The sequence below is a fragment of the Pseudonocardia sp. DxW genome (assembly GCF_058448985.1).
The window spans coordinates 452,187-477,312 of the sequence record NZ_JBZFLK010000001.1; the positions used below are offsets into that span (position 1 = coordinate 452,187).

The 25,126-nt window shown below is 74.0% G+C and carries 30 protein-coding genes and 1 tRNA gene; 22 read left to right on the forward strand and 9 right to left on the reverse strand.

Going from position 1 to position 25,126, the window contains the following annotated elements:
- Positions 1-2: 2 nt before the first annotated feature.
- Complete coding sequence (locus ACVJO7_RS02235; RefSeq protein WP_491671467.1) at positions 3-1,052, reverse strand: NAD(P)H-dependent flavin oxidoreductase; 1,050 nt, start codon at positions 1,050-1,052, stop codon at positions 3-5.
- A gap of 100 nt (positions 1,053-1,152) precedes the next feature.
- Here ACVJO7_RS02235 and prcB point away from each other — a divergent pair, with 100 nt between their 5' ends.
- The 3 genes from prcB to ACVJO7_RS02250 all read left to right on the forward strand — a co-directional run bounded on the left by prcB (position 1,153) and on the right by ACVJO7_RS02250 (position 2,874).
- Complete coding sequence (gene prcB / locus ACVJO7_RS02240; protein ID WP_491671468.1) at positions 1,153-1,944, forward strand: proteasome subunit beta; 792 nt, start codon at positions 1,153-1,155, stop codon at positions 1,942-1,944.
- Between the two features lies 1 nt (position 1,945).
- Positions 1,946-2,452, forward strand: a complete 507-nt coding sequence (locus tag ACVJO7_RS02245; RefSeq protein WP_491671469.1) for a DinB family protein — start codon at positions 1,946-1,948, stop codon at positions 2,450-2,452.
- Between the two features lie 68 nt (positions 2,453-2,520).
- Positions 2,521-2,874, forward strand: a complete 354-nt coding sequence (locus ACVJO7_RS02250) for a DUF8817 family protein (RefSeq protein WP_491671470.1) — start codon at positions 2,521-2,523, stop codon at positions 2,872-2,874.
- Between the two features lie 111 nt (positions 2,875-2,985).
- Here the strand turns inward: ACVJO7_RS02250 and ACVJO7_RS02255 are convergent, their stop codons facing one another.
- Positions 2,986-3,192 (reverse strand): hypothetical protein, encoded by a 207-nt coding sequence (locus ACVJO7_RS02255; RefSeq protein WP_491671471.1) that lies wholly within the window; start codon positions 3,190-3,192, stop codon positions 2,986-2,988.
- 85 nt (positions 3,193-3,277) lie between these two features.
- Here ACVJO7_RS02255 and ACVJO7_RS02260 point away from each other — a divergent pair, with 85 nt between their 5' ends.
- Complete coding sequence (locus ACVJO7_RS02260) at positions 3,278-3,850, forward strand: TetR/AcrR family transcriptional regulator (protein ID WP_491671472.1); 573 nt, start codon at positions 3,278-3,280, stop codon at positions 3,848-3,850.
- Positions 3,851-3,880: 30 nt separating this feature from the next.
- Positions 3,881-4,378 (forward strand): hypothetical protein, encoded by a 498-nt coding sequence (locus ACVJO7_RS02265; protein ID WP_491671473.1) that lies wholly within the window; start codon positions 3,881-3,883, stop codon positions 4,376-4,378.
- Between the two features lie 130 nt (positions 4,379-4,508).
- Here the strand turns inward: ACVJO7_RS02265 and ACVJO7_RS02270 are convergent, their stop codons facing one another.
- Positions 4,509-5,081, reverse strand: coding sequence for a dihydrofolate reductase family protein (locus ACVJO7_RS02270; RefSeq protein WP_491671474.1), 573 nt, complete (start codon positions 5,079-5,081; stop codon positions 4,509-4,511).
- Positions 5,082-5,088: 7 nt separating this feature from the next.
- Positions 5,089-6,516, reverse strand: a complete 1,428-nt coding sequence (locus tag ACVJO7_RS02275; RefSeq protein ID WP_491671475.1) for an amidohydrolase family protein — start codon at positions 6,514-6,516, stop codon at positions 5,089-5,091.
- Positions 6,517-6,715: 199 nt separating this feature from the next.
- Between ACVJO7_RS02275 and ACVJO7_RS02280 the strand changes: the two genes are divergently transcribed.
- The 9 genes from ACVJO7_RS02280 to ACVJO7_RS02320 all read left to right on the forward strand — a co-directional run bounded on the left by ACVJO7_RS02280 (position 6,716) and on the right by ACVJO7_RS02320 (position 18,373).
- Positions 6,716-7,525, forward strand: a complete 810-nt coding sequence (locus tag ACVJO7_RS02280; RefSeq protein ID WP_344026610.1) for an IclR family transcriptional regulator domain-containing protein — start codon at positions 6,716-6,718, stop codon at positions 7,523-7,525.
- Positions 7,526-7,598: 73 nt separating this feature from the next.
- The gene (locus ACVJO7_RS02285; RefSeq protein ID WP_491671476.1) at positions 7,599-8,765 is read left to right on the forward strand and encodes a CaiB/BaiF CoA transferase family protein; all 1,167 of its coding nucleotides are present in this window, start codon (positions 7,599-7,601) and stop codon (positions 8,763-8,765) included.
- On the forward strand, positions 8,762-9,565 hold the full coding sequence (locus ACVJO7_RS02290; RefSeq protein WP_491671477.1) for a citryl-CoA lyase: 804 nt from the start codon (positions 8,762-8,764) through the stop codon (positions 9,563-9,565). Before ACVJO7_RS02285 ends, ACVJO7_RS02290 begins: the two co-directional genes overlap by 4 nt.
- Positions 9,562-10,440, forward strand: a complete 879-nt coding sequence (locus ACVJO7_RS02295; protein ID WP_491671478.1) for a dioxygenase family protein — start codon at positions 9,562-9,564, stop codon at positions 10,438-10,440. The genes ACVJO7_RS02290 and ACVJO7_RS02295 overlap by 4 nt, the downstream gene beginning before the upstream one ends.
- A 2-nt stretch (positions 10,441-10,442) precedes the next feature.
- Entirely contained in the window at positions 10,443-11,390 is a 948-nt protein-coding gene (locus tag ACVJO7_RS02300; protein ID WP_491671479.1) for a quinone oxidoreductase family protein, read from the forward strand.
- 352 nt (positions 11,391-11,742) lie between these two features.
- On the forward strand, positions 11,743-13,134 hold the full coding sequence (locus tag ACVJO7_RS02305) for an MFS transporter (protein WP_491671480.1): 1,392 nt from the start codon (positions 11,743-11,745) through the stop codon (positions 13,132-13,134).
- A 69-nt stretch (positions 13,135-13,203) separates the two neighbouring features.
- A complete protein-coding gene (gene hglS, locus ACVJO7_RS02310; protein ID WP_491671481.1) occupies positions 13,204-14,601 on the forward strand; it encodes a 2-oxoadipate dioxygenase/decarboxylase in 1,398 nt (465 codons plus the stop codon).
- Positions 14,602-14,747: 146 nt separating this feature from the next.
- Positions 14,748-15,419 (forward strand): GntR family transcriptional regulator, encoded by a 672-nt coding sequence (locus ACVJO7_RS02315; RefSeq protein WP_344026623.1) that lies wholly within the window; start codon positions 14,748-14,750, stop codon positions 15,417-15,419.
- A gap of 80 nt (positions 15,420-15,499) precedes the next feature.
- On the forward strand, positions 15,500-18,373 hold the full coding sequence (locus ACVJO7_RS02320) for an FAD-binding and (Fe-S)-binding domain-containing protein (protein ID WP_491671482.1): 2,874 nt from the start codon (positions 15,500-15,502) through the stop codon (positions 18,371-18,373).
- Here ACVJO7_RS02320 and ACVJO7_RS02325 read toward each other — a convergent pair.
- Positions 18,348-18,989 carry a LysE family translocator gene (locus tag ACVJO7_RS02325; RefSeq protein ID WP_491671483.1) on the reverse strand — a complete coding sequence of 214 codons (642 nt, stop codon included), beginning with the start codon at positions 18,987-18,989 and terminating at the stop codon, positions 18,348-18,350. The two genes, ACVJO7_RS02320 and ACVJO7_RS02325, sit on opposite strands and share 26 nt — an antisense overlap.
- 443 nt (positions 18,990-19,432) lie before the next feature.
- On the opposite strand from ACVJO7_RS02325, the gene ACVJO7_RS02330 reads away from it, so the two are divergent.
- The 4 genes from ACVJO7_RS02330 to ACVJO7_RS02345 all read left to right on the forward strand — a co-directional run bounded on the left by ACVJO7_RS02330 (position 19,433) and on the right by ACVJO7_RS02345 (position 20,882).
- A complete protein-coding gene (locus ACVJO7_RS02330; RefSeq protein WP_491671484.1) occupies positions 19,433-19,651 on the forward strand; it encodes a hypothetical protein in 219 nt (72 codons plus the stop codon).
- 192 nt (positions 19,652-19,843) lie between these two features.
- Positions 19,844-19,999 (forward strand): hypothetical protein, encoded by a 156-nt coding sequence (locus ACVJO7_RS02335; protein WP_491671485.1) that lies wholly within the window; start codon positions 19,844-19,846, stop codon positions 19,997-19,999.
- Positions 20,000-20,020: 21 nt separating this feature from the next.
- Positions 20,021-20,500, forward strand: a complete 480-nt coding sequence (locus ACVJO7_RS02340; protein ID WP_491671486.1) for a CPBP family intramembrane glutamic endopeptidase — start codon at positions 20,021-20,023, stop codon at positions 20,498-20,500.
- Positions 20,501-20,582: 82 nt separating this feature from the next.
- A complete protein-coding gene (locus tag ACVJO7_RS02345; RefSeq protein ID WP_491671487.1) occupies positions 20,583-20,882 on the forward strand; it encodes a GNAT family N-acetyltransferase in 300 nt (99 codons plus the stop codon).
- A gap of 4 nt (positions 20,883-20,886) precedes the next feature.
- Here ACVJO7_RS02345 and ACVJO7_RS02350 read toward each other — a convergent pair whose 3' ends face one another.
- Positions 20,887-21,276, reverse strand: a complete 390-nt coding sequence (locus ACVJO7_RS02350; protein WP_491671488.1) for a nuclear transport factor 2 family protein — start codon at positions 21,274-21,276, stop codon at positions 20,887-20,889.
- Positions 21,277-21,546: 270 nt separating this feature from the next.
- Between ACVJO7_RS02350 and ACVJO7_RS02355 the strand changes: the two genes are divergently transcribed.
- Together ACVJO7_RS02355 and ACVJO7_RS02360 are read left to right on the forward strand one after the other, a co-directional pair.
- A complete protein-coding gene (locus ACVJO7_RS02355) occupies positions 21,547-21,705 on the forward strand; it encodes a hypothetical protein (protein WP_491671489.1) in 159 nt (52 codons plus the stop codon).
- A 3-nt stretch (positions 21,706-21,708) separates the two neighbouring features.
- Complete coding sequence (locus ACVJO7_RS02360) at positions 21,709-21,924, forward strand: DUF4345 family protein (protein ID WP_491671571.1); 216 nt, start codon at positions 21,709-21,711, stop codon at positions 21,922-21,924.
- 44 nt (positions 21,925-21,968) lie between these two features.
- Here ACVJO7_RS02360 and ACVJO7_RS02365 read toward each other — a convergent pair.
- Positions 21,969-22,045 (reverse strand) — tRNA-Leu (locus ACVJO7_RS02365).
- Between the two features lie 34 nt (positions 22,046-22,079).
- Here ACVJO7_RS02365 and ACVJO7_RS02370 point away from each other — a divergent pair.
- Complete coding sequence (locus tag ACVJO7_RS02370) at positions 22,080-22,898, forward strand: class I SAM-dependent methyltransferase (protein WP_491671490.1); 819 nt, start codon at positions 22,080-22,082, stop codon at positions 22,896-22,898.
- A gap of 27 nt (positions 22,899-22,925) precedes the next feature.
- The gene (locus ACVJO7_RS02375) at positions 22,926-23,258 is read left to right on the forward strand and encodes a hypothetical protein (protein ID WP_491671491.1); all 333 of its coding nucleotides are present in this window, start codon (positions 22,926-22,928) and stop codon (positions 23,256-23,258) included.
- A 118-nt stretch (positions 23,259-23,376) separates the two neighbouring features.
- On the opposite strand, the gene ACVJO7_RS02380 is transcribed toward ACVJO7_RS02375, so the two are convergent.
- Together ACVJO7_RS02380 and ACVJO7_RS02385 are read right to left on the reverse strand one after the other, a co-directional pair.
- Positions 23,377-24,093 carry a uracil-DNA glycosylase gene (locus ACVJO7_RS02380; protein ID WP_491671492.1) on the reverse strand — a complete coding sequence of 239 codons (717 nt, stop codon included), beginning with the start codon at positions 24,091-24,093 and terminating at the stop codon, positions 23,377-23,379.
- A complete protein-coding gene (locus tag ACVJO7_RS02385; RefSeq protein WP_491671493.1) occupies positions 24,090-25,043 on the reverse strand; it encodes a Ppx/GppA phosphatase family protein in 954 nt (317 codons plus the stop codon). Before ACVJO7_RS02385 ends, ACVJO7_RS02380 begins: the two co-directional genes overlap by 4 nt.
- Positions 25,044-25,126 lie beyond the last annotated feature (83 nt).

Genomic DNA, 25,126 nt, shown 5'->3' on the forward strand with positions numbered 1-25,126 from the left:
GCTCACGGCAGCAGCGCGTCGGCCTCCCGCCACATGCCGGCGACCACCTCGGCGGCCGGCCGGGTCGTCGCCCGCGCCGCGGCCTGCCCGGCCCAGTGGTTGACCCGGTCCAGCAGGCCGGGCTCGCCCGCCCGGTACCGGGCCACCAGGCGTCGCTGATGCGGGTAGGGCGCGGGCGCCGGGGCGTCCGGCCCGGCCCAGGCCCGGACGTAGCCGGTCGGGATCGCCCGCGCCAGCCGGCCGGTGTACGCGCGGGTGGTCACCGTGTCCTCCGGCGCCAGGCCGTCCAGCCCGGCCGCCCAGCCGGCGTCGATCCCCGCCTCGGGCGTGCGCAGCAGCGCCGTCCCGACCTGCACCGCACTCGCACCGAGGGTCAGCGCGGCGGCCACCGACCGGCCGTCGGCGACCGCACCGGCGGCCACCACCGGCACCGACAGCGCCCCGGCCAGCCACGGGAGCAGCGCGAACAGCCCGACGGCCGTGCCCTCGGCGTCCCCGGGACGGGTGCTGCCGCGGTGCCCGCCCGCCTCCATCCCCTGCGCGACGACGACGTCCGCGCCGGCCCGCTCGGCGGCCAGCGCCTCGTCCAGGGTGGTCGCCGTCGCGAACCAGGCGATCCCGGCGGCGTGCGCGGCGGCGACGTGCCCGGCCGGGAGCAGGCCCATGATCGTCGAGACGGCGGTCGGGCGGGCGTCGATCACCGCGCGGACCTGCTCGTCGAGGTCCGGGGCCGGGCCCGGGGCGGGACCTGCGGTGCCGCCGAGCCGGTCGAGGAACGCCGCCTGGGCGTCCGTGCCGGGTTCGGCGGGCGGGTCCGGGATCCACACGTTGAGCTGGAACGGCGCGTCCCCTGCCGCCTCCCGGTAGCGCCGGGCCCAGTCCGCGATCGCCGCCGGGGCGTCGTTGACCACGCCGGCGGCGCCCATCCCGCCCGCGGCGGCCACCGCCGCCGCCAGCCCCGGCGGGCACGCGCCCGCCATCGGCGCCTCCAGCACCGGCACCGTCAGGCCGAACCGGGTGCAGAAGGACCGGGCCCGCTCACGTGCGCTCACCCCGGCGAGTCTGCCCGCTTCCCGCTGGACCTTCCGCACCGCCCGGGGAAGGATCGGCCGGGTCCGTCCGGCCCGAAGCAGATCGGAGCCAGCTCCCCGCATGACCGGCCCGTCGTTCCTGGAACAGCTGCGTGCACACGCCCCCGAGGCGCTGCCCGCCAACCTGCCCCGCGATCCCGCGCAGCGGGTCCCGCCCGACCTGCGGGCCCCGCACGGGACCACGATCATCGCCTTCACCTGGGCCGGCGGGGTGCTGCTCGCCGGCGACCGCCGGGCCACGGCGGGGAACCTGATCGCGCAGAAGGACCTGGTCAAGGTCGTCGTCGTGGACGGCACCTCGGCCGCCGGGTTCGCCGGCTCGGTCGGGCACGCGCTGCTGATGCTCAAGCTGTTCGCGGCGGAGGTCGAGCAGTACGAGAAGGTCGAGGGCGCGCCGATCAGCCAGGACGGCAAGATCCGCAGGCTGTCGACGATCGTCCGGGAGAACCTGCCGGCCGCGATGCAGGGCTTCGTCGCGCTGCCGCTCTACGTCGGCTACGATCCGGCCGATCCGGATCCGGAGCGGATCGTGACGTTCGACGCGTCCGGCAGCATCGCCCGCAACCGCTCCGGCTATGCGGGCATCGGCTCCGGATCGGACTTCGCGAAGGCGTCGCTGAAGAAGCTGCACCGCCCCGACCTGGACCGGGACGGCGCGATCTCGCTGGCGGTGAACGCGCTGTGGGACGCCGCCGACGACGACACCGCCACCGCGGGCCCGGACCTGATCCGCTCGCTGTTCCCGAATCTCGTCACGGTGACGGCCGAGGGCACCGCGGAGGTGGACGAGGTCGAGGTGGCGGCCGCGACCGAGGAGATGCTCGCCGAGCGGTCCCGGCGCCCCGGCGGCTGAGGTGGCCGGGCTGCTGCGCTGGCAGTTCGACCTGACCTGGGCGCTCTGCGAGTACCACCTGGAACGGCTCGCCGACGACGACCTGATCCGGGTCCCGGCGCCGCTGCACTGGACCGTGCACCGCGGACCGGACGGCTCCTGGACGCCGGACTTCCCGGCCGACGGCGACGCCGAGCCGGACCCGCCGCCCGCCCCGACCGGCGCCTGGATCGCCTGGCACCTGCTGTGGTGGTGGAGCACCGCGCTGGACGAGCTGTCCGGCGCGCCCCGCCGGGACCGCTCCGAGGTGACCTACCCGGGCACCGCGGACGGCGTGGTCGCCGCGCTGCGCGAGCTGGCGGCGTCCTGGACGGTGGCGCTCGACGGGGCCGATCTCGACCGGCCGGTGACGTTCCCGTGGCCGGCGGGGCACACCGTCGGCCACCTGATCGCCTGGGCGAACGCGGAACTGATGAAGAACGTCGCCGAGCTGGGCCGGGAGCGGGTGGTGCGCGGCGCGGGCGGCTGAGCGCACCCGGGTTCGCAAGGTCCTCGTCATGCGCCGGGACCGCACGTGCATCCGGCAGGCTATACCTCATGTCCACCCTGCGCTCGGTCGCGCCGGTCTTCTCTACCTCCGATCTCGGCCGGTGGCTCGACCACTACCGGGCGCTCGGCTTCGCCGTCGAGCGCTACGGCGACGAGTACGGCTTCGCGGTCCTCGACGGCGTGGAGCTGCACGTCACGGTGAACCCCGACCACGATCCGCGGCGCACCGCCGGCTGTGCCTACCTGCACGTCGACGACGCCGACGAGCTCTACGCCCGCTGGTCGACCGCGCCCGGCGGCCGCGCGATCGCCCCGGTGGACGCGTCCTACGGACTGCGCGAGGGCGCCCAGATCGACCCGGACGGCACCCTGCTCCGCTACGGCTCGCCGCCGGCCGGCTGAGGCCCCGGGCCGGCCGGCCTGCATCAGGACTGCATCTGGCCTGGATCAGGCCTGCATCCGGGCTGTATCAGGCCTGCATCCGGGCCGTATCAGGACTGGATCAGGCATGGATCACCGGCGGGTCCGCTCCATCCGGTCGAGCACGACCAGCGCGATCCCGGCCGCCACGACGACGAGCAGCGGCGGGACCCACGGCGCCGGGCCGGTGACGCCCAACGGCCCCCACAGCCCCACCCGTCCGGTGAACAGGAACATGACCAGCGGGGCGATCCCGAGGGTCAGCCCCACCAGGCCGACGACGTTCTGTGCTGCCTTCATCCTGCACCTCCCTGTTGGAATGCAGTCGCATTGCAACAGTGCTCCGGTGTCCGTGTCAATGCGATCGCATTGCTACGATGCCGTCGTGCCCCGCTCCGTGGACCACGACGCCCGACGCTCCGAGATCGCCGACGCCGTGCTCGCGCTCGTCGCCCGGGCCGGCACGGAGGCGGTGTCGCTGCGCTCGGTCGCGACCGAGGCCGGGATCTCGATGGGCCGCGTGCAGCACTACTTCGCGAGCAAGGACGCCCTGCTGCTGCACGCGCTCGACCGCTCGCACCGCCGGATGGAGCACCGGATCGAGGAGCGGGCGCGCTCCGGTCCGCCCACCCCGCGGGCGGCGCTGGCGACGATCCTCGACGAGCTGCTCGGCGCGCATCCCGAGTCCCGCGACGCGATCCGGATCCACGCCGCGTTCGCCGCCCGTGAGGTCGACGAGCGGGCCCGCGCGATCCTCACCGACGGCGACGCCGAGATCCTCGGCCTCGCCGTGCAGGTCGTCGCCGCCGCCGGCTCCCCCACACCGGAGGACGACGGCTACGCGCTGCTCGCACTCGCCGGTGGCCTGGGGCACGACGTCGCCCTGCACGGCGCACCGGTCGACCGGGCCCGCCGGGTGCTGGCGGCGATGCTGGACCGGCTCGCGCCCGCCCGGTGACCGTCCGCCGACCTTTGCGACGATCGTCCGATGCGTCCGTGGTTCCCGCTTCTCGCCGGATCGGTGTTCTACGCCGCCGCACTGCTCTGGGCAGCGACGGAGCTGCCGCCGGACGGCGTCCCGATGCACTTCGACGCCGGCGGCACGCCGACCTGGTTCGGCACCCGCGGGCAGTTCCTGGCGTTCGGCACCGGATTCGGCCTGCTCCTGATCGGCACCGGGGCGGGTCTGTACGCGCTGGTCGCCCGGGGCCCGCTCGGCGCGGTCAGCGTGCCGCACAAGGAGTACTGGATGCATCCGAGGCGGGCCGGGCGACTGCGGCGGATGCTCGCCGAGGACATGGGCCGGTTGTTCGGCGCCGTCGTCGCCTTCCTCGCTCTGGTCCCGGTGGCGGCGGTGCACGCGACGCGGGTCGATCCGCCGCGGCTGCCGGTCGGACCGGTGTGGGTCGCCGTCACGGTGCTGGTGCTGGGCATCGTCGCGTGGTGCGTCTGGCAGACCCGCTACCGCTACCGCCCGCCCGCCTGAGCGCCCGCCCCTGACTCGCACCCCGTCACTCGCCGAGATGCACCTCAGCGGGAATTGTCGATCTTCGCGGCCCGCTGACATGCATCTCGGCGAGTGACGGGGTGCGGCGCGGCGGGCGGGGTGCGGCGGGTCAGGCGGGGGTGCGGCGGGTCCGGTAGTGCAGGAACGTGAACCCGCCGGCGAGCCGCTGCTGCTCCACGAGCTCCAACCGGGCCCGGACGCCGTCGGGCAGCGCCCGCAACCCCCCACCGACCAGCATCGGGACCAGGTAGAGCTCGAGGTCGTCGACGAGCCCGGCCCGGATCGCGTCGGCGGCGAGTGTCGGGCCGGAGATCGAGACGTCGCCCGGCGCCGCGTCCAGGATCGCCCGGACCCGGGCCGGGTCGAGCTCGCGTTCCAGGGTGGTCCGCGCGGTGCTCACCGCGGTCAGGGTCCGGGAGAACACCACCTTGGTCGCGGCCCGCCAGGTGCGGGCGAACTCGAGATCGGTCGCCGACCGGTCCGAGGTGACGTCGGTGACGTCCTCCCAGGACCGCATCTCCTCGTACATCCGGCGGCCGTAGAGGTGGGTGTCGGCGTCGCGCTCGCGTTCGGTGATGAAGGCGACCACCTCGTCGTCGGGGAACGCCCAGTCGTAGCGGCCCTCGGCGTCGGTCAGGTAGCCGTCCGCCGACATGATCGTCGAGTAGCGCAGTCGCCCCATCGGTCCATCACACCTGGTGCGTCGCCCCGCTGCGATAGTCCGTGTAGGTGTAGGGGTTGTCGAGGATCTTGGTCTCCGGGATCTCCGGGTTCATCCCGGCCTGCCAGGCGTCCTCGCCCATCGTCGCGCGCAGGTGCTCCACGGTGGCCCCGACGGCGGCCCGGGCGGCGGCCAGATCGACGTCGACCAGCCGGCCGTCGCGCTTCACGATCCGGCCGTTCACCAGCACCGTGTGCACGTCGGCGCGCTGCGCCTGGAACGCGACGTGCCCGTGCGGGTTGAGCAGTGGGAACGAGACCGGCGAGTGGTCGTTGCGGATCAGCACCAGATCGGCCTTCTTGCCGGTCTCGACGCTGCCCAGGTCGGACTCGCGGCCGATCGCGCGGGCGCCGCCGCGGGTCGCCCACTCGACGACCTGCTCGGCGCGCAGCGCGGAGTGGGTGACCGTGTCGCCGCGGGCGTGCGCCTCCAGGTGCTCGCGGGAGCGGTCGGCGCCGAGCGTCGCGCGCATCGCGGAGAACAGGTCGCCGCTCCACCACATCGAGGTGTCCATGGACAGCGACACGTCGATGCCGTGCTCGCGCAGCGCCCAGGTGGGCGGGTAGCCCTGCCCGGCACTCTGCTCACTCTCGGTGGACACCGACACGGAGCCGCCGGTCGCGGCGATCCGCTGGTAGGAGTCGGTGCTCAGGGTCGCGGCGTGCACGTACACCGTCTCCGGGGTCATGAAGCCGTGCTCGTGCATGAGCCGGATGCCGTCGTCGTTGGTGGCGCCCCACACCCCGGCGTGCGTGGTGACCGGCACCCCGAGCTCGCGGGCGGCCTCGAAGGCGGGCTTCTCCGGGAACGCCGGGTCGCCGGTCACGTCGAAGGCCAGCTGGAAGCCGAGCATGTCGTCGCCCGGGGTGATCCGGCGCCCGACGAACTCGCGGAATCCGGGATCGGCGGTCCAGTTCGCGGGCGCGTCCTGGATGTTGCCGTAGGCGAGGACGAACCGGCCGGCGGTGGCCTGCAGGGCGTCGACGGCGGCGTCGGCGTGCTGCGGCGTCGGCAGCCCGTGCGACCAGTCGACGGTGGTGGTGACGCCGGCCTCGAGCGCCTCCAGGGCGGCGAGCAGGTTGCCCGCGTGGACGTCCTGCGGGCGGAAGATCTTGCCCCACTCCAGGTAGTTCCAGACGAAGTACTGGGTGAGCGTCCAGTCCGCGCCGTAGCCGCGCAGCGAGGTCTGCCACATGTGCCGGTGGGTGTCGATCATGCCCGGCATGACGACGCCCCCGGTCGCGTCGATCTCCTCGGTGCCCTCCGGCACGGCCAGGTCCGGCCCGATCGCGGCGATCCGGTCGCCGGTCACCAGGACGTCGTGGCCGGTCAGCACGGTCCGCTGGGCGTCCACCGTCAGCACGGTTCCGCCACGGAGGACGATCGAGTCGCTCATCGGGGTGCTCCTTCACTGTCCACACTGATCGGACGGACGTCCGCTACGCGGACAGGCTCCGGCCGGGTCACTCTGGCGCAGACCGCTTGCGGTGTCAACGGACGCCAGGCGGCCCCGGCGCACGCACGGGAGACGCCCGTCCGCAGAGCGGACAGGACCGGCTAACCTGGGCGGCCGGACGGCGGACGAGGGGGAGCCCATGCCACGTGAGGGAACCGGGCCGGACTTCATCGAGGCCCTCGCACGCGGGCTGGACGTGATCACCGCGTTCCAGCCGTCCCGGCCGGAGATGACGCTGGCCGAGGTCGCGTCCGCCACCGGGCTCGCCCGGCCGACCGCGCGCCGGATCCTCATCACGCTGACCGAGCTGGGCTACGTCCGCAGCTCCGCCCGCGGCTACCTGCTCACCCCGCGGGTGCTCGAGCTGGGCGTCGCCTACGTCCGCTCGACCGGCCTGTGGGAGATCGCCCGCCCGCACCTGGAGCAGCTCGTCGAGCGGACGAACGAGTCCTGCTCGATCGGCCAGCTGGACGGCTCGGACATCGTCTACGTGGCCCGGGTCGCGGTGCCGAAGATCGTCACGCTGGCGGTCCAGATCGGCACCCGGTTCCCGGCGCTGCCGACCTCGCTGGGGAAGGTGCAGCTCGCCGCGCTGTCCGCGGACGAGCTGGACCGGGTGCTGGCCGAGCCGAGCCGGTCCGGGCTGACCCCGCGCTGGCAGCCCGACCGCGCCGAGCGCGACACCGAGCTGCGGCAGGTCAGGGCGCGCGGCTGGGCGCTCACCGACGAGCAGCTCGCGCCCGGCATCCGGTCGGTCGCCGCCCCGCTGCGCGACGGCGAGGGCCGGGTGATCGCCGGCGTCAACGTCAACTGCCACGCGGCCGAGACCCCGCTGGAGACCCTGCTCGAGCACCATCTCCCGCTGCTGCTGCAGACCGCGGGCGAGATCAGCGCCGACTTCGCCCGGCTGGCGACCGTGCCGCACGTGACGGTGCCCGCCCCGGCTTGACCACGATCTCCTCCGGCGCCACGATCGGCATGAGCGGACAGTTGTCCGTATCGCGATCAGCACGGAGGATCTCATGGCCGACCCCGGAGCACCGGAGCCAGGCGGCGGACCGCTGTCGGGCATCCTGGTGGCCGACTTCTCGCGGATCCTGGCGGGGCCGTACGCGACCATGCTGCTGGCCGACATGGGCGCCGACGTGATCAAGGTCGAGGGCCCGGCCGGCGACGACACCCGCTCCTGGACGCCTCCCGAACACGACGGCGAGTCCACCTACTACCTCGGCATCAACCGCGGGAAGCGGTCGATCGCACTCGACCTGCGCGACGACGACGACCGGGCCGCCGCCCAGGAGCTCGCCCGCCGCGCCGACGTCGTCATCGAGAACCTGCGGCCCGGCGGGATGGCCCGGTTCGGGCTGGACCACGACAGCGTCGCCGCGACCAATCCGGGCGTCGTCTACGCCTCGATCTCCGGGTTCGGCTCGGGAGCGGGCGCGCACGTGCCCGGCTACGACCTGATGGTGCAGGCGATGTCCGGGCTGATGAGCCTCACCGGCGACCCGGACGGGCCGCCGTTCCGGGCCGGGATCTCGGTGTTCGACGTGATGGCGGGCAATCACGCGACGATCGGCATCCTGGCCGCGCTGCGGCACCGCGACCGCACCGGCGAGGGCCAGCACGTCGAGGTGAACCTGCTGTCGTCGGCGCTGACCGGTCTGGTGAACCACAGCTCGGCGTGGGTCGCGTCGGGCACCGTGCCCTACCGGATGGGCAACGCGCACCCCAGCGTCTTCCCGTACGAGCCGCTGCCCACCGCCGACGACGACATGATCGTCGCCGCCGGCAACGACCGGCAGTTCGGCAAGCTCTGCGAGGTGCTCGGCATCCCCGGCGTCGCCGAGGACCCGCGGTTCGCCCGCAACGCCGACCGCACCGCGAACCGGGAGGAGCTGCGCCCGATCCTCACCGAGCGGCTCGCCGAGCGCGGTGCCGTCGAGTGGTTCGAGCTGCTCACCGACGCCGGCGTGCCGTGCGGACCGATCCAGACCATCGACGGCGGGTTCGCGATGGCCGAGCGGTTCGGCCTGGAGCCGGTCGTCGAGGTCGGCGACGGCGAGCGCGCGATCCCGACGACCCGGCACCCGATCCGGTTCTCGACCACCCCCGCGGTGTACCGCCTCCCCCCGCCGCAGCTCGACGAGCACGGCGCCGACCTGCGGAAGTGGCTGAGCGAGAGATGAGCGACCGGATCTACGAGACCGCGCTGGGCGCGTCCGACACGGACAGCATCACGCTGCTCGGGCACGATCTCGCGAACGACGTGATGGGCGAGGTCGGGTTCGGCGAGCTGGCGTTCTGGCTGGCCACCCAGCGGCGTCCGGCCCGGGGTGAGACGCGGGTCTTCGAGGCCGTGCTCGCCGCGCTGGCCGATCACGGGTTCACCCCCACCGCGATCGTCACCCGGCTCACCCACCTGTCCGCACCGGACTCGGTGCAGGGCGCGCTGGCCGCCGGGCTGCTCGGCGGCGGATCCCGGTTCCTCGGCGTCACCGAGGACTGCGGCCGGTTCCTGCACGACCAGCTGCCCGCCGAGCATCCGGTCGACGACGCCGGCTGGGACGCCGTCGCGCTGGAGATCGTCCGGGCGCAGCGGGCCGCGAAGCGGTTCGTCCCCGGCCTGGGCCACCACGTGCACAAGGACGGCGACCCGCGCACCCCGCGGCTGTTCGCGATCGCCGAGGAGGAGGGCCTCACCGGCCCGCACCTGCGGCTGTTCGCCGCGATCGGCCGGGTGCATCCCGAGGTGCTGGGGCGGACGCTGCCGCTCAACGGCGCCGGGGTCTGCGGCGCAGCGCTGGCCGATCTCGGCCTGCCGCTGGAGCTGCTGCGCGGTTTCGCGCTGCTCGCCCGCACCGCGGGACTGGTCGGGCAGCTCGCCGAGGAGCTGCGCAGCCCGGTCGCGAACGACATCTTCCTGTCGGTCGACCTGAACAACCGCTCCGTCGACCCCCGTCCGTACCGACCCGAGGAGCTGCAGTGACATCGCAGTCGACGCAACCCGCCACCGTCACCGAGGACACGATCACCGACGTCGCCGCCGCGCGCTGGGCGACCGCGCACGACCCGCGCACCGCCGAGCTGATGACCGCCCTGGTGCGGCACCTGCACGCGTTCGCCAGGGAGACGCACCTGACCGAGGCCGAGTGGATGGCCGCCGTGCAGTGGCTCACCGCGACCGGGCAGATCAGCGACGAGAAGCGCGAGGAGTTCATCCTCGCCTCCGACGTGCTCGGCCTGTCCATGCTCGTCGTCCAGCAGAACCACCGGTTCGACCCGGCGGCCACCCCGGCGACCGTGCTCGGCCCGTTCCACATCGACGGCTCGCCGGACCGCGACTTCGGCCAGGACATGTCCGACGGGCTGCCCGGCGAGCTGCTCTTCGTGCACGGCACTGTCCGGTCGCTGGACGGCACGCCGGTGCCGGGGGCGGTGCTCGACGTCTGGCAGTCCGACTCCGACGGCGCCTACGAGGCCCAGCTCGACGTCGACGAGGCCCGGCTGCGCGCCAAGTACACCACCCGCCCGGACGGCAGCTACTGCGTGCGGACGATCGCCCCGCTCGGCTACGCGATCCCGATGGACGGCCCGGTCGGCGCGCTGATCTCCGGCACCGACATCAGCTACTACCGGCCGGCGCACATCCACTTCCTGATCGCCGTGCCCGGGTTCGAGCCGCTGATCACCCACCTGTTCCGGGAGGGCGCCGAGTACCTGGACTCCGACGTCGTGTTCGGCGTGAAGCGGGAGCTGGTCGTCGGCTTCACCGAGCACGGCCCCGGTCCGACGCCGGACGGCGGCCACTCGGACAAGCCGTGGCTGGAGGCCCGGTACGACTTCGTCCTGCAGCCGGCCTGATCGTGCGCCGGGTACTCGTCGAACGGCCGGGCGAGCCGCCGGTGGTGCGGGACGGGCCGGTCCCCGAGCCGGGGCCCGGCGAGGTCGCGATCGAGCTGCTGGCCGCGCCGATCACCCCGCTCGACCTGCTGTGCGCGTCCGGCAGGTCGTACTTCGGTACGCCCGCGACGCCGTACGTCCCCGGCGTGCAGGGTGTCGGCCGGGTGGACGGCCGGACCGTCTGGTTCCCGACGACGGCCGGGATGCGCCCCGGTGACGGCAGCATGGCCGCGGTCGCCACCGCCGTCGCCGAGGACCTGGTGGAGCTGCCGGACGGCACCGATCCGGTCGCCGTCGCGGCGGCCGGGCTGTCCGCGGTCGCCGCACACGCCTGCCTGCACGCCCGCGGTGGGCTGACGTCCGGGGAGACCGTGCTCGTACTCGGCGCCGGTGGCGTGGTCGGGCTCTCCGCGGTGCGGTTCGCCCGCGACGCCGGGGCACGGGTGGTCGCCGGAGCCCGCTCCCCCGCCGCCCGGGCCAGGGCCGCCGCCGCCGGCGCGGACGTCGTGGTCGACCTGGACGGCGGTCTCGACGAGCTGGCTGCACGGTTCGCCGACGCCTGCGACGGCGCCGCCGACCTGGTGCTCGACCCGCTATTCGGGGTCCCCGCCGCGGCGGCGCTGCGCGCGCTGCGCCCGGGCGGCCGGATGCTGCACCTGGGCAGCTCGGCCGGCGACACCAGCCCGATCGACTCCGCGACGCTGCGCAGCAGGTCGCTGCGGGTGATCGGCTACACCAACAACGAGCTGTCCCGCGCCGAGCGGGCGGAGACCCTCGGAGCGGTCGCGGCCGCCGTCGCCGACGGGACCCTCGATCTCCCGCACGAGCGCCGCCCGCTCGACGACGCCGGAGCCGCCTGGCAGCGGCAGGCCGCCGGCACCGCCGACGGACGGATCGTGCTGATCTCCTGACCGCGCGAAGCAGCTCGGCATCGCCCCGGGCGCCAGACGGGTCCTCCCCCGGGCGGCCCCCGCACCCCGGGCGGCTCCCGCACCCTCGGCAGGCCCGTACCCCAGGTGGACCCCGCACCCCGCCCCGACGTCGTCGCACCGCCCGCTCCACCCCGCACCGGGTGGACCCGGTGCGACGACCGACCAGGGGTGCGGCAACCGGGCAAGGGTGCGAGAAATCGCAGGTCACAAAGCAGTGCGTGCACAGGCGACAGCGGAACGCGATCTCAAGATCCTTTATTGCGCTCTGTAATAGCATGTTACATGCAACATCTAGTCCGTTGCGGCAACGACGACGATCGGACCCCTCCCCATGACACAACCCGCCCCACCCGCCCCCGACACCAGCGACCCCAAGAAGGCGCGTCGTGCCGCATGGGGAGCGTTCGCCGGTACCGCCATCGAGTGGTACGACTTCTACGTCTACGGCACCGCCGCCGCGCTGGTGATCGGCAAGCTCTTCTTCCCCGATGCAGATCCGCTCGCGCAGACCCTCTCGGCGCTCGCCACCTTCGCGATCGGCTTCATCCTCCGGCCGGTCGGCGCAGTGATCTTCGGCTACATTGGTGACCGGGTCAGCCGCAAGACCTCACTGCTCATCACACTGCTGCTGATGGGTGGTGCGACCGTCGCCATCGGTCTGCTCCCCACCTACGAGACGATCGGTGTCGCCGCACCGATCATCCTGCTGTTCCTGCGCATGCTCCAGGGCCTCTCGGTCGGGGGCGAGTGGGGCGGCGCGGTGCTCATCGCCTCCGAGGCCGCGCCTCCGCACCGCAAGACTCTCGCCGCGTCGATGGCCCAGCTCGGCGCCCCCGTCGGCTCGATCCTGTCGACCTCGGTGTTCCTGCTGCTCCCCTCCGGCGACGCGCTGCTCGACGGCTGGTGGCGGATCCCGTTCCTGCTCAGCGGCACGCTGCTGGTGGTAGGCCTTGTCCTGCGGCTCAAGCTGGAGGAGAACGACGAGTTCGTCCGGGCCCGCGAGCGCCGCGAGGCCGTCGCCGCCAAGAAGGCCCCGGTGCTGGAGCTGCTCCGGCGCTTCCCGCTCACCAACGTCTGCGTCTTCATCGCGTCCTGCGCGGTGTCCGGCGTGTACTTCCGCAACGTCTTCGCACTGAACTGGGCCGTCGAGACCCAGGACGTCGCCCGCGAGGTCTTCCTCAACGCGCTGCTGGCCGGCGGGTTCATCCAGGTGGTGCTGACCCCGCTCGCGGCGGTCGTCGCGGACCGGTTCTCGGTGCGCAACGCGCAGATCGCCTACACACTGATCTACCTGGTGGTCGCACCGTTCCCGCTGCTCGCCCTGATCAGCGCGGGCGAGGGTCCCGGATCGGTGTACCTCGCGGTCGCACTGTCCTACGTGGGCCACTCGGTGTACTACGCCACACTGTCGGGCTTCCTCACCACGCTGTTCCCCGCCGAGCTGCGCTACACCGGGATCTCGCTCGGTTACCAGCTGTCCGGTTCGCTGGTCTCCGGCTTCGTCCCGCTCGTCGCGGCGACACTGGTCGGCGCCGACGGGACCAACATCCTGCCGGTCCAGCTGCTCTACGGTGGCCTGATCCTTCTCAGCCTGCTGGGCACGCTCGCGGGCACCTCGGTCAGCCGGCGGGAGACCGCGCGCTACGCCGCCTCGCTGGCGGCGGAGACACCACCGGCCGAGGTCACGTCGGGCGCCGGCGACGGACCGCGCGGCACGAGCTGACCCGCAGGCCGGGCCCCCCGCCGCGGGGCCCGGCCGCACCACCCGAATCCACAGCCAGGAGCAACCACCATGTCCCACGTCGGCACCACCGAGCTCCGGAGCCGGTTCGCCGCGGCACTGTCACACCTCTACGGGACCGAGGTCCCTGCCTACACCACGCTGCTGCAGGTCTCCGAGGAGGTGAACCGGCGGGTCATCGAGGAACAAGGAGACTCGGCCGAGCGGCTCGGCAGCATCGCCCGGGTGACCGCCGAGCGGCACGGTGCGATCCGGGTCGGCAGCGCCGCCGAGCTCGCCCAGGTCGCGCGGATCTTCGGCGCGCTCGGCATGCACCCGACCGGCTTCTACGACCTGCGCGACGCGCGCCCGCAGCCGATCCCGGTCGTCTCGACCTCGTTCCGCCCGACCGACACCGAGGAGCTGGCCCGCAACCCGTTCCGGGTGTTCACCTCGGTGCTCGTCCCGCAGGACCGGCGCTTCTTCGACGCCGACCTGGAGCGCAGGCTCACCGCGTTCATCGAGAGCCGCACCCTGTTCCCGGACGAGCTGCTCGTGCTCGCCGACCGCGCCGAGGCCGGCGGCGGGCTCGACGCCGCCGACGCCGAGCGGTTCCTGGAGCTCGCCACCGCGTCGTTCGCCCTGTCCCCCGAGCCGGTCGACCGAGCCTGGTACGCCGAGCTGGAGCGGATATCCGGGGTGGCGGCCGACATCGGCGGCGTCGCCAGCACCCACATCAACCACCTGACGCCCCGGGTCCTCGACATCGACGACCTCTACCGGCGGATGCAGGACCGCGGGATCACGATGATCGACCGCATCCAGGGCCCGCCCGCCTGGGGCGGCCCGGACGTACTGCTCCGGCAGACGTCGTTCCGAGCGCTGGCCGAGCCGCGCCGGTTCGCCGAGCCGGACGGCAGCGTGTCCACCGGGGAGCTGCGGGTGCGCTTCGGTGAGGTCGAGGCGCGCGGGATCGCGCTCACCCCGGCCGGCCGGGACCTCTACGACCGGATGGTCGCCCTGGTGGACGAGCGGATGGCGGACCGGCCGGACGACGACCGCCCGGCCGTCGCCGCGCACGTGTGGGCCGAGCACCTGCCCGCCAGCGAACAGGAACTGTGCCTGGGCGGGCTCGGCTACTTCAGCTACGCGACCGCCGGGCGGACGCCGGAGGGGACCCCGCCCGGCACCCTGCGCGAGCTGCTGGAACAGGGCTGGGTCGAGGCCACGCCGATCGTCTACGAGGACTTCCTGCCCCGGTCCGCGGCCGGGATCTTCGCCTCCAACCTCACCGGCAACGCGACGCTGCACGCTGATCAGGGCGGGGCGGAGCGCGACGCGACGTGGCTCTCGGACGCGATCGGGCGGCCGGTGGCGGCCCCCGAGCAGATCTACGCCGAGCAGTCCGCGATCTCGCTGCGCGCGGTGGAGAAGGAACTCGGGATCGCGGTCCCGGACCCTATCGGCTGAGCGCGACACCCGTCCGGCCCAGCTCGTCCCGCCCGGGGCCGGACGGGTGTCGCGTGTCACGCTCCGTGCCTGCACTGACCCGCATCGCGACAGCAGGCTTCCTTACAGTGACGGTGCGTAGAATCGTCGGTGAGCGAAGGAGTGTCATGGAACGGCTCGCCGACCAGCCCAGCAAGGCCGACCAGCTCACCGTCGCCGTGCGGGACGCGATCCGCAGCGGCGAGCTGACACCGGACCGTCTCTACTCGGCTCAGGAGCTCGGCGAGCTGTTCGGCGTCTCCCGGACCCCGGTCCGGGAGGCCCTGCTGAAACTGGCGAACGCGGGCCTGGTCCGGATCGAGCGCAACCGGGGCGCCCGCGTCCTGCACAGCACCGAGGCCGACATCACCGAGGTGTCGACGCTGCGGCTGCTGCTGGAACCGGCCGCCACCGGCCGCGCCGCGCTCGCCCCGGACTTCCCGGTCGCCGAGCTCACGGCGACCCTCGACCGGATGCAGGCGCACGCCGACGAGCCCGAGGAGTTCTTCCGGGCCGACTGCGACTTCCACGACGTGATCATGCGGGCCGGCGGCAACCAGCGGCTGGCGGGCATCGTGCTCTCGCTGCGCGACGCGATCGCGTTGCAGGGCAGGCGCAGCATGCCGAACGTCCGGGGCGCCACCCAGATCATCGCCGAGCACCGCGCGGTCGCCGACGCCGTCGCGAGCGGCGACCGCGACCGGGCGAGCGCGGCGATGCGCGAGCACCTGCTCAGCACGGCCGACGTGTTGAGCGAGGACTCGGCCACCTGGCGGCAGGAATGGGAGCGCTGGGCCTGACGGCCCCGCCGTACCTGCCCGGCAGGACCTACCCATGAGTAGAATGTAACGTGCAATTTAACCACGTGAGAGGGGCGGGCATGCTCGACGTCGACACCCGGTCACCGGCACCCGCCGAGCCCGATCCCGCCCTGGCCGCGGCGCTGCACCGGCACGGCCTGGACTACCGCGACGACCCCGGAACCCGGGCGATGTACGCCACCGACGCCTCGCTCTACCGGATCCCGCCGCGGGGCGTGGTCCGGCCCCGCTCCGCCGACGACGTCCTCGCCGTCCTCGCCGTCTGCCGCGAACTCGGCGTGCCGCTCACCGCCCGCGGCGCCGGCACCTCGGTGGCCGGCAACGCGATCGGCCCCGGCCTCGTACTGGACTTCAGCCGGCACATGAACCGGGTGCTCTCGATCGACCCGGAGGCCCGCACCGCGGTCGTCGAGCCGGGCACCGTGCAGGCCACCCTGCAGGCCCGGGCGGCCCGGCACGGGCTGCGCTTCGGCCCCGACCCGTCGACGCACACCCGCTGCACGATCGGCGGCATGATCGGCAACAACGCCTGCGGCGCCCGCAGCCTGGGCTACGGCCGCACCTCCGACAACGTCGCCGGGCTGGAGCTGGTCACCGCGTCCGGCGAGCGGATCGGCACCGGGTACGACGCGGCCGGCCGGCCCACCGTCACCGGCGACACCGACCTGGTGCCCCGGCTGCGCGACCTGATGGCCGGGTTCCTGGCCGTCGGCCGCACCGAGTTCGACCGGTTCGGCAGGCAGGTCTCCGGCTACGCCGTGCAGCACCTGCTGCCCGAGCGGTTCGACCTCGGGCAGGCACTCGTCGGCTCCGAGGGCACCCTCGGCGTGCTGACCGGGGCGACCGTCCGGCTGGTCCGCGACCCCGCGCACCGGGTGATGGTGGCGCTGGGCTTCGACGACATCGTCGCCGCGGGCGAGGCCGCCCCGCTGGTCGCGGGGTACCGGCCGACCGCGTGTGAGGGGCTCGACTCCCGGCTGGTCGACGTCGTCCGCACCCGGCGCGGGGCCGACCGGGTACCGGAGCTCCCGGACGGCCGGGCCTGGCTGTTCGTCGAGCTCGCCGGGGACGACCGGGACGAGGTCATGGACCGGGCGGCCACGCTCGCCGGGTCCGGGATCTCCGCGCGCACCCGGATCGTCGACGACCCGGCCGTGGCCGCGCCACTGTGGCGGATCCGGGAGGACGGCGCCGGACTGGCCGGGATCGCCCCGTCCGGCAAGCGCGCCTGGGCCGGCTGGGAGGACGCCGCCGTCCCACCCGGCTCACTGGGCGCCTACCTCGCCGAGTTCGACGAGCTGCTGGCCGCCCACGAGCTCACCTCCGCCCCGTTCGGGCACTTCGGCGAGGGCTGCATCCACGTGCGGCTGGACTTCCCGTTCGACCGCGCGGACGGCACCACCGCGTTCCGCGACTTCCTCGCCGCCGCCGCGAAGCTGGTCGCGAAGTTCGGCGGGACGCTGTCCGGGGAGCACGGCGACGGTCGCGCCCGCAGCGCGCTGCTGCCCACGATGTACTCGCCGGAGGCGCTGCGCCTGTTCGGCGGCGTCAAGGCGGTCTTCGACCCGGACGGCCTGCTCAATCCCGGCGTGCTCGTCGACCCGGACCCGGTGGACGGCTCGGTGCGGTTCACCGCCGAGCTGCCGCTGGTCGGCTCGCGCGGCTTCCGGTTCGACCACGACGGCGGCGACCTCGGCAACGCCGTGCACCGGTGCACCGGGGTCGGCAAGTGCCGCGCCGACAACTCCGGGCACGGCGGCCTGATGTGCCCGTCCTACCTGGCGACCCGCGAGGAGAAGGACTCCACCCGCGGCCGGGCCCGGGTGCTGCAGGAGATGATCCGCGGCGAGCGGACCGACTGGCGGGCGCCCGAGGTGCACGAGGCGCTGGACCTCTGCCTGTCCTGCAAGGGCTGCACCTCGGACTGCCCGACCGGGATCGACATGCCCAGCTACAAGTCCGAGGTGCTGCACCGCGCCTTCAAGGGCCGGATCCGGCCGCGGTCGCACTACTCGCTGGGCATGCTGCCGCGCTGGGCCCGGCTGGCCGGGCTGGCACCGCGGCTCGCCAACCGGGCGGCGACGCTGCCCGGGATCGGCCGGCTGATGCTCCGGGTGGCCGGTGTGGACACCCGGCGCTCGATCCCGGCGTTCGCGACGACGCCGTTCCGCCGCTGGTGGCGGCGCACCGGCTCGGCCGCGGCCACCGGCGGCACCCCGGTGCTGCTGTTCACCGACAGCTTCACCGAGGGCTTCTCCCCCGCCGCCGCGCAGGCCACCGTCGCGCTGCTGCGCCGCGCCGGATTCGAGCCGCAGGTCCCCCGTCGTCAGCTCTGCTGTGGACTGACCTGGATCTCCACCGGCCAGCTCGACGCCGCCCGCCGGATCCTGAGCCGCACCACCGGCGAGCTGGCCGCGGCGACCGCCGCCGGGATCCCGATCGTCGGGCTGGAACCCTCGTGCACCGCGGTGCTGCGCAGCGACGCCGTCGAACTGCTGGGCACCGACGACGCCCGGGCCGTCGCCGGCAACACGTTCACCCTCGCCGAGTTCCTGTCCCGGCAGGACGACTGGACCCCGCCGGACCTGTCCGGGACGACGGTCGTCGCCCAGCCGCACTGCCACCACCACGCCGTCATGGGCTGGGCGGCCGACCGGGCGCTGCTGACCCGGGCCGGGGCGTCGGTCCGGGCGCTGTCCGGATGCTGCGGGCTGGCCGGGAACTTCGGCGTCGAGGCGGGGCACTACGAGGTGTCGGTGGCGGTCGCGGAGCAGAACCTGCTGCCCGCGCTCGACGCCGATCCCGGCGCCGTCGTGCTGGCCGACGGGTTCTCCTGCCGCACCCAGATCACCGACCTGCGCGGGCGCCCCGCGGTGCACCTGGCCGAGCTGCTGCTCGACGGCCGGGTCACGGAGACGACGGCGCGGGGCTGAACGCGGTCCGCACCGCGAACCCGCCCAGCACGGTGCCGGCGATCCAGCGCTGGACGGTCATCGCCCGCGGCCGCGCGGCCAGGAACCCGGACCCCGACGCCGCGGTCAGCACGATCAGCGCGTTCACCGTGACCGCGACGGCGATCTGGGTGCCGCCGAGCTGGAGCAGCTGGCTCCAGGTGGCCCCGTCGGCCGGGGTGACGAACTGCGGCAGCAGCGCCGCGTACATCAGCGCGATCTTCGGGTTCAGCAGGTTGGTGAGCAGCCCCGTCCCGAACAGCCGCGCGTCCGACTCGGGCGCGAGATCGCGGGCCTGGAACGGCGAGCGGCCGCCGGGGCGCAGCATGGTCCAGGCCAGCCACGCCAGGTACACCGCTCCGGCGGTCTTCACCGTGGTGTACGCGGCCGGGACGGCGGCGAACAGCGCGGACAGCCCGGCCGCCGCGGCCACCAGGTAGCAGACGAACCCGGCGGCCGTCCCGGCGAGCGAGACGAGCCCCGCGCGGCGGCCCTGGGAGATCGCCCGGGAGGTCAGGTAGATCATGTTCGGCCCCGGCGTGAGGACCATGCCGAGTGCGATCACGACGACACCCAGTACCGCGGACAGCTCGATCACGACTCGACCCAAGCACGCCCGCCCGGCGGCTGACCACCGGATTCCCGTCCGGCTAGAGTGATGCATGTCGCAACGACCGGGGGAATCGGACGTGGCCGAGCCGTCGTCGTACACCGGGATCCTGCTGGCCGGCCCACCCGCTTCGGGGAAGCGCACGGTCGCGTTCGCACTCACCAGCCTGCGGCGCAGCTACGCCCGCGTCCCCGCGCTGACGACCGCCGCCGATCCGCCGGTGGACGCCGAACCGGCCGCCCGGGCGCATCTCGACAAGCTGCGGTCCTGGGCCCAGGTCCTGCACGAGTTCACCGTGGACGGCTCCGGGTACCTCTACGACCGGGAGCGCCCGGCCGGGCTGCGCGAACAGGGGCGTCTCCCGGTCGTGTGCGTCGAGGGCGCCGACGCACCGGCCGCGTTTCCGGCGCGAGTCGGCCGGCTGGCTCCCGGTGCTGCTGTGGAGCCCGGCCCCGGAGGCGCGGGACAGGGCCGGCCGGGGGCTCCGCGGCCCGGTCGACCGCGGCTGGACGCGCCGGTGGGAGCGGTCGAGCACGGCCCTGCTGGGCGCGGCGACGCACTTCACCCTCACCCTGCGGACCGATCGGATGGACGCCCTCGACGCCGCCCGGATCATCCACGCGGCCGCGCAGGCGCCCGCCCCGGCGTGAGCACCGGATCCGCTCCGGTGGCGGCCGTCTGCGCCGGCTCCTAGGTTTCCCCGGGTACGACGCGCGCCCGGAGGAGGCCACCATCAGCACCGAGCAGGGTGGCGCCACCGCTCGCGGCCGGCCCGGTTCGGTCGCGCGGTCGAGCGCGGCGACGGCGCCGACTTCCCCTTCTACGACGGGACGCCGGTCGGGGTGTCCACCGGCCGCTGGCTCGCGCTGCGGTCCGCCTGCCTGGTCGCCTTCCTCGTCCCGACCCTGGTCCCGCTGGACGGCCCGTCCGCGCTGGTCCGGCGGTCCGCGTTCACCGCGATCGTGCTGGGTGCGCTCGGCTGGGCCACCGGCCGCTGATGGACGGCGCTCTTCCGCCGGGTGACGCTGCACGACGCCGGTCTCATGGTCGCGTTCGCCGCGCTGGGGATCATCACCTCGGGGGTGGCGGCACTCCTCGTCCGGAGCCTGTTCGCGGTGACCGCGAACCCGTTGAGCGGCGGCGCCCGGGGTGGCACCGGCCAGACGATCGTGGAGTGGATCGGCGACGCGGTTCAGCTGCTCGGTGAGGAGCTGATGACACTGCTGCCGTTCCTGGCGCTGCTGCACATCCTGACCGGACGCGCCGGGCTCGGCCGGCGCCCGGCGATCGTCTGGGCGGCGCTGGTCACCGCGGTCTGGTTCGGCGCCCTGCACCTGCCGACCTACGACTGGAACGTCGCGCAGCCGCTGATCGTGATCGGTACCGCCCGGCTGGTGCTGACGCTGGCCTACATCCGCACGAAGAACCTGTGGGTGCCGGTCGGCGCCCACATCCTGTTCGACACGACCGTCCTGTTCCTGGTGCCCGCGCTGACCTGAGCGGCCGCCCGGCCGTCGGGATGTGCGGCACGACCGCCGCGCCCACCGGGTGCCGGCCCGCCGGTCGGCCATGATCGAACCCATGATCACCGGCACCGACGGCCCGACGCTCCGGCCGGCCACCCCGCAGGACGTCGGCACGCTGCACCGGTTCGTCGTCGAGCTGGCGGCGGCCGAGGCGTTCCCCGGGGCCGTCGAGGCCCTGCTCGGGCACCTCGCCCGGCTCGCCGTCGAGCGTGGGTGCGGGCGGCTGGAGTGGTGGGTGCTGCACAGCAACGACGGCGCGATCCGGTTCTACGAGCGGTTGCGGGCACGCGGCCCGGACGAGATCGGGGTCATGCGCCTGGACGGGTCCGCGCTCGAACGGCTCGGCCGCGGGTGAGCGGTCAGAACATGCCGTTGTCGTTCGCCGAGGTCGCCGGGACGACCTGCAGGACGTCCCAGTGCTCGACGACCTTCCCGTCGTCGTCGACCCGGAAGATGTCGATGCCGGCGTAGTCCTCGCCGCCCGGCCAGCTCTGGTGACAGTGCAGCACCACCAGGTTCCTCTCCGCCACGACCCGGACGAACCGCACCGACTTGCCCGGGTACTCCGCCGCCATCCGCTCGAAGTAGTCGATGAACGCCTGCTTGCCGTCGGCGACGTGCACGTTGTGCTGGGTATAGGTCGCCCCCGCGTAGCGCTCGATCGCCTCGGCCGGCCGGCTCCGGTTGAACATCAGGTCGTAGAACGCCCGGACGTTGTCCTTGTTGCGCTGCAGGTCGATGTCGGTCACGGCGCGCTCGCCTCCGGTGCAGGAGTGGGTCGGACAGCCCAACCGCGGCGCGTTCACCTTCATTCCGGCGCGGCGACCGTGACGTCATGGTTGCGGCGCACCGACCGCTGACGGCACGATCGGCGCCCCACGGCGACGCGGGAGGTACCGGCCATGGCCGGACCGAGCAAGACCCGGGCGGCGCTCCGGCTCGGACCGGCGCCCCGGCTCGGACCGGCGCCCTCCGGCGAAACGGGTGGGGCGACGCCCCGCACCTGCGAGGATGCCGGCATGTCGACGCTGAGGATCGCGGGACGGCTGACCGGCTGGGCGTGCATGGCGATCGGCGGGACCCAGCTCGTCGGCGGGGTGCGCGGCGAGCCGGGCATGACCGGTGACGCGACGGTGGACTCGCACGTCCGCTTCATGGGTCCGGTGTTCGCCGGCTAAGGGCTGGCCTGGCTCGACGCCACCGCCGACGACGAGCCGGACCTGGACCGGCTGCGGATCCTCGCCGGGCTGATGGCGCTCGGCGGCGTCGGGCGGCTGGTGACCCGCGCGACCCGGGGCCGGCCGCACCGGTTCCACGACGCGCTGCTCGCCGTCGAGCTCGCCGCCCCGGTGGTCACGGAGGTGTTGGGCCGGCACGAGCGGGCCGCGCGCCGGTGACCGGGCGAACCCGCTGCTCAGGGGCGTAGGGTCGACGCCGGATCTGGTGCCCCCGGTGGGAGTCGAACCCACACCGGTGACCCTTTTAAGGGGCCTGCCTCTGCCGTTGGGCCACGGGGGCGCTACGCCAGCGTAGCCAGGCGGGGAGGTCGGCGATGGAGGGCACCGAGAAGGTGGACCTGCGCGGCGCCGCCGCGACCCTGCTGATGACCCTCTACATGCGACGGCTCGACGCGCGTTCCCGCAGGCCGATCCTCGGCGACCCGTACGCCGGCGAGGTCTACGACCGGATCGAGCACGACGTGCACGGCCTCTGGCAGGTCGCGGGCGACGCGGCCACCATCGCTGCCCGGGCCACCGTGCTGGACGGCTGGACCCGGGAGTTCCTCGGCACCGAGTCGCACGGCCAGGTGCTGCACCTGGGCTGCGGATTGGACAGCCGCCCGCTGCGGCTGGCCGTGCCGCCGACCGTCCGCTGGCTCGACGTCGACCAGCCCGAGGTGATCGACATCCGGCGCCGGCTGTACAGGTTCCCCGAGCACGTCGTGCAGGTGCCCGGCTCGGTCACCGGCGAGAGCTGGTGGGACGCGGTGCACCCGGACCGCCCGACATTCGTCGTCGCCGAGGGCCTGTTCATGTACCTCCGGCCGGCCACGGTGCACGCCGTCGTCGACCGGGTCGTCGGCGGAACGCGGCGGGCCGAGCTGGCCTTCGACGCCGTCTCCCCGTGGACGGTCACGATCTCGCGCTGGACCCCGACGTTCCGTGCCCTGGGCACCGGCTTCCGGTGGGCCTGGGACCCGGCTGACTTCGCGCACCGGCACCCCACGCTGCGCGAGCTCGACGACGTGCCGATCATCGACGAGCTGACGATCCGGCATCCGCGGGTGTGGCTCCGGCCGTTGCTGTCCGCCGCCGGGCACCTTCCGACGCTGCAGGACGCGATGCGCCTGCACCGCTTCACCACCCGCTGAGAGAGAAGGCCACCGACCGTGTCCGTCGTGCAGACCGTCGCGAGACCGTTCAACGCCGTCGTCGACTTCCTGTTGCGTTCCCCGCGGCTACGCGGGCTGGTGCAGGGCCGGATGACGATCCTGACCTACACCGGCCGCCGGTCCGGCCGGGCGTTCCGCCTCCCCGTCGCCTACGAGCAGGACCGCCCGGACCGGGTGCTGGTGCGGATCGGGCTGGCCGACCGGAAGACCTGGTGGCGCAACTTCACCGGCGACGGGCATCCGGTCACCGTCCTGCTCGACGGCCGGGAGCGGCCGGGGCACGGCGTCGTCGCCCGCGACGCCGGCCGGGTCACCGTCGACGTCTTGCTGGAGCCGTGAGCCGGTGAGGCCCTGACCGCACGACTTTCTCTGGGCGTGACTGACGGGCGGGGTGAGCAGAGCAAAGCGAGGTACGCACAGACCCCCTGCCTGCGGCGGTGCCGTGCCGGCGGGGCGGTTACCGGGGCGCCGGGGAGAGCCCGCCGGCCCGGGCGGCGTCGGCGAGCACCTGCTCGAGCATCGCCGGGGTCAGGCGTCCGGTGAAGGTGTTCTGCTGGCTCACGTGGTAGCAGCCGAACAGCTCCAGCGGCGCACGCCCCGGGCCGGACGGGCTCAGCGTCACCGACACGCCGTGCCCGAAGCGCGGCCGCGGGCGCGGGATCTCCCAGCCGGCCCCGGCGAGCACCGGCAGCAGCGCCTGCCAGCCGAACCCGCCCAGCACCATGATCGACCGCACGGTCGGGGCCAGCAGGTCCAGCTCGCGTTCCAGCCAGCTCCGGCAGGTGTCCCGCTCGGCGGGGGTGGGCTTGTTCTCCGGCGGCGCGCAGTGCACCGGCGCGGTGATCCGGACGCCGTACAGCTCCAGGCCGTCACCCGCGTGGACGGAGGTCGGCTGCGACGCCAGGCCGACCGCGTGCATCGCGGCGTAGAGCACGTCGCCGCTGCGGTCGCCGGTGAACATCCGGCCGGTGCGGTTGGCGCCGTGCGCGGCGGGGGCCAGCCCGACGACCAGCATCGCCGCGTCGGCCGGGCCGAAGCCGGGCACCGGGCGTCCCCAGTAGGTCTGGTCGCGGTACGCGGCCCGCTTCTCCTCCGCCACCTGCTCCCGCCACTCGACCAGCCGCGGGCAGGCCCGGCACTCGGCGATCTGCCGGTCCAGCAGGGCCAGGCTCATGCGATCGAGCGCGCGATGCCGTCCAGGATGTCGTGCTCGGAGACGACGACGCGGTCGATCCCGGCGCGCGCGTGCAGCTCGTCGGCCAGCGCCTGTACGACCAGCGATCCGGCGCCGATCACGTCCACCCGGCCGGGGTGCAGCGCACCGTGCTTCTCGCGCTCCGCGCGCGGGGAGTGGATCAGCAGGTCGGCGACCCGGTGCAGCTCGTCGCGGGACAGCGTCGACAGGTGCACCCTCTCCGGGTCGTAGCTCGGCAGCTCTTGGGCGATCCCGGACAGCGTGGTGATCGTCCCGGCGACGCCGACCCAGGTCCGGGCGCCCTCGACCGGCACCGACGCGAACGCCTCGGCCAGCGCCTCGGCGGCGATCCGGCGGGCCTGCTCCACCTCGGACTCCGACGGCGGGTCGGACGGCAGGCAGCGCTCGGTCAGCCGGACCGACCCCATGTCCACCGACCGGGCCGCGCTGACCTCGGCGACGCCGTCGCGCAGCTCACCGACGACGACCTCGGTGGAGCCGCCGCCGACGTCGGTCACCACGAACGGGCCGTCGTCCGGGTCGAGATCGCCGACCGCGCCGACGAACGACAGCCGGGCCTCCTCGTCGCCGGTGATGATCTCCGCCTCGACGCCGAGGGTGTCGCGCACCATCGCGAAGAAGTCCTCGCGGTTGGCGGCGTCGCGGGTCGCCGAGGTGGCGACCATCCGGACCCGCTCGGCGCCCTTGCGGCGGGCCGCGACGGCGTAGTCGGCGAGTGCGACCCGGGTCCGTTCCAGGGCCTCCGGATCGAGCCGGCCGGTCGCGTCGACACCCTTCCCGAGCCGGACGATCCGCATCTCCCGGTGCAGGTCGCGCAGCTCCTTGGCGCCGTCGAACGCCTCGGTCACGTCGGCGACGAGCAGGCGGATCGAGTTGGTCCCGCAGTCGATGGCGGCCACCCGCGACATCGGCACTCCCTGGGCTGGACGACCGGTCGCCGCCACCGTACGCGGGAGCCTGGAGCCGGACCCGCCGGTCCAGTTACTCTCGG

Coding starts and splice junctions, on each gene's coding strand:
- prcB (WP_491671468.1), top strand. CDS start 1,153: ATGACCGGCCCGTCGTTCCTGGAACAGCTGCGTGCACACGCCCCCGAG.
- ACVJO7_RS02250 (WP_491671470.1), top strand. CDS start 2,521: ATGTCCACCCTGCGCTCGGTCGCGCCGGTCTTCTCTACCTCCGATCTC.
- ACVJO7_RS02255 (WP_491671471.1), bottom strand. CDS start 3,192: ATGAAGGCAGCACAGAACGTCGTCGGCCTGGTGGGGCTGACCCTCGGG.
- ACVJO7_RS02265 (WP_491671473.1), top strand. CDS start 3,881: ATGCGTCCGTGGTTCCCGCTTCTCGCCGGATCGGTGTTCTACGCCGCC.
- ACVJO7_RS02270 (WP_491671474.1), bottom strand. CDS start 5,081: ATGGGGCGACTGCGCTACTCGACGATCATGTCGGCGGACGGCTACCTG.
- ACVJO7_RS02275 (WP_491671475.1), bottom strand. CDS start 6,516: ATGAGCGACTCGATCGTCCTCCGTGGCGGAACCGTGCTGACGGTGGAC.
- ACVJO7_RS02280 (WP_344026610.1), top strand. CDS start 6,716: ATGCCACGTGAGGGAACCGGGCCGGACTTCATCGAGGCCCTCGCACGC.
- ACVJO7_RS02285 (WP_491671476.1), top strand. CDS start 7,599: ATGGCCGACCCCGGAGCACCGGAGCCAGGCGGCGGACCGCTGTCGGGC.
- ACVJO7_RS02290 (WP_491671477.1), top strand. CDS start 8,762: ATGAGCGACCGGATCTACGAGACCGCGCTGGGCGCGTCCGACACGGAC.
- ACVJO7_RS02305 (WP_491671480.1), top strand. CDS start 11,743: ATGACACAACCCGCCCCACCCGCCCCCGACACCAGCGACCCCAAGAAG.
- hglS (WP_491671481.1), top strand. CDS start 13,204: ATGTCCCACGTCGGCACCACCGAGCTCCGGAGCCGGTTCGCCGCGGCA.
- ACVJO7_RS02315 (WP_344026623.1), top strand. CDS start 14,748: ATGGAACGGCTCGCCGACCAGCCCAGCAAGGCCGACCAGCTCACCGTC.
- ACVJO7_RS02320 (WP_491671482.1), top strand. CDS start 15,500: ATGCTCGACGTCGACACCCGGTCACCGGCACCCGCCGAGCCCGATCCC.
- ACVJO7_RS02345 (WP_491671487.1), top strand. CDS start 20,583: ATGATCACCGGCACCGACGGCCCGACGCTCCGGCCGGCCACCCCGCAG.
- ACVJO7_RS02355 (WP_491671489.1), top strand. CDS start 21,547: ATGTCGACGCTGAGGATCGCGGGACGGCTGACCGGCTGGGCGTGCATG.
- ACVJO7_RS02370 (WP_491671490.1), top strand. CDS start 22,080: ATGGAGGGCACCGAGAAGGTGGACCTGCGCGGCGCCGCCGCGACCCTG.
- ACVJO7_RS02380 (WP_491671492.1), bottom strand. CDS start 24,093: ATGAGCCTGGCCCTGCTGGACCGGCAGATCGCCGAGTGCCGGGCCTGC.
- ACVJO7_RS02385 (WP_491671493.1), bottom strand. CDS start 25,043: ATGTCGCGGGTGGCCGCCATCGACTGCGGGACCAACTCGATCCGCCTG.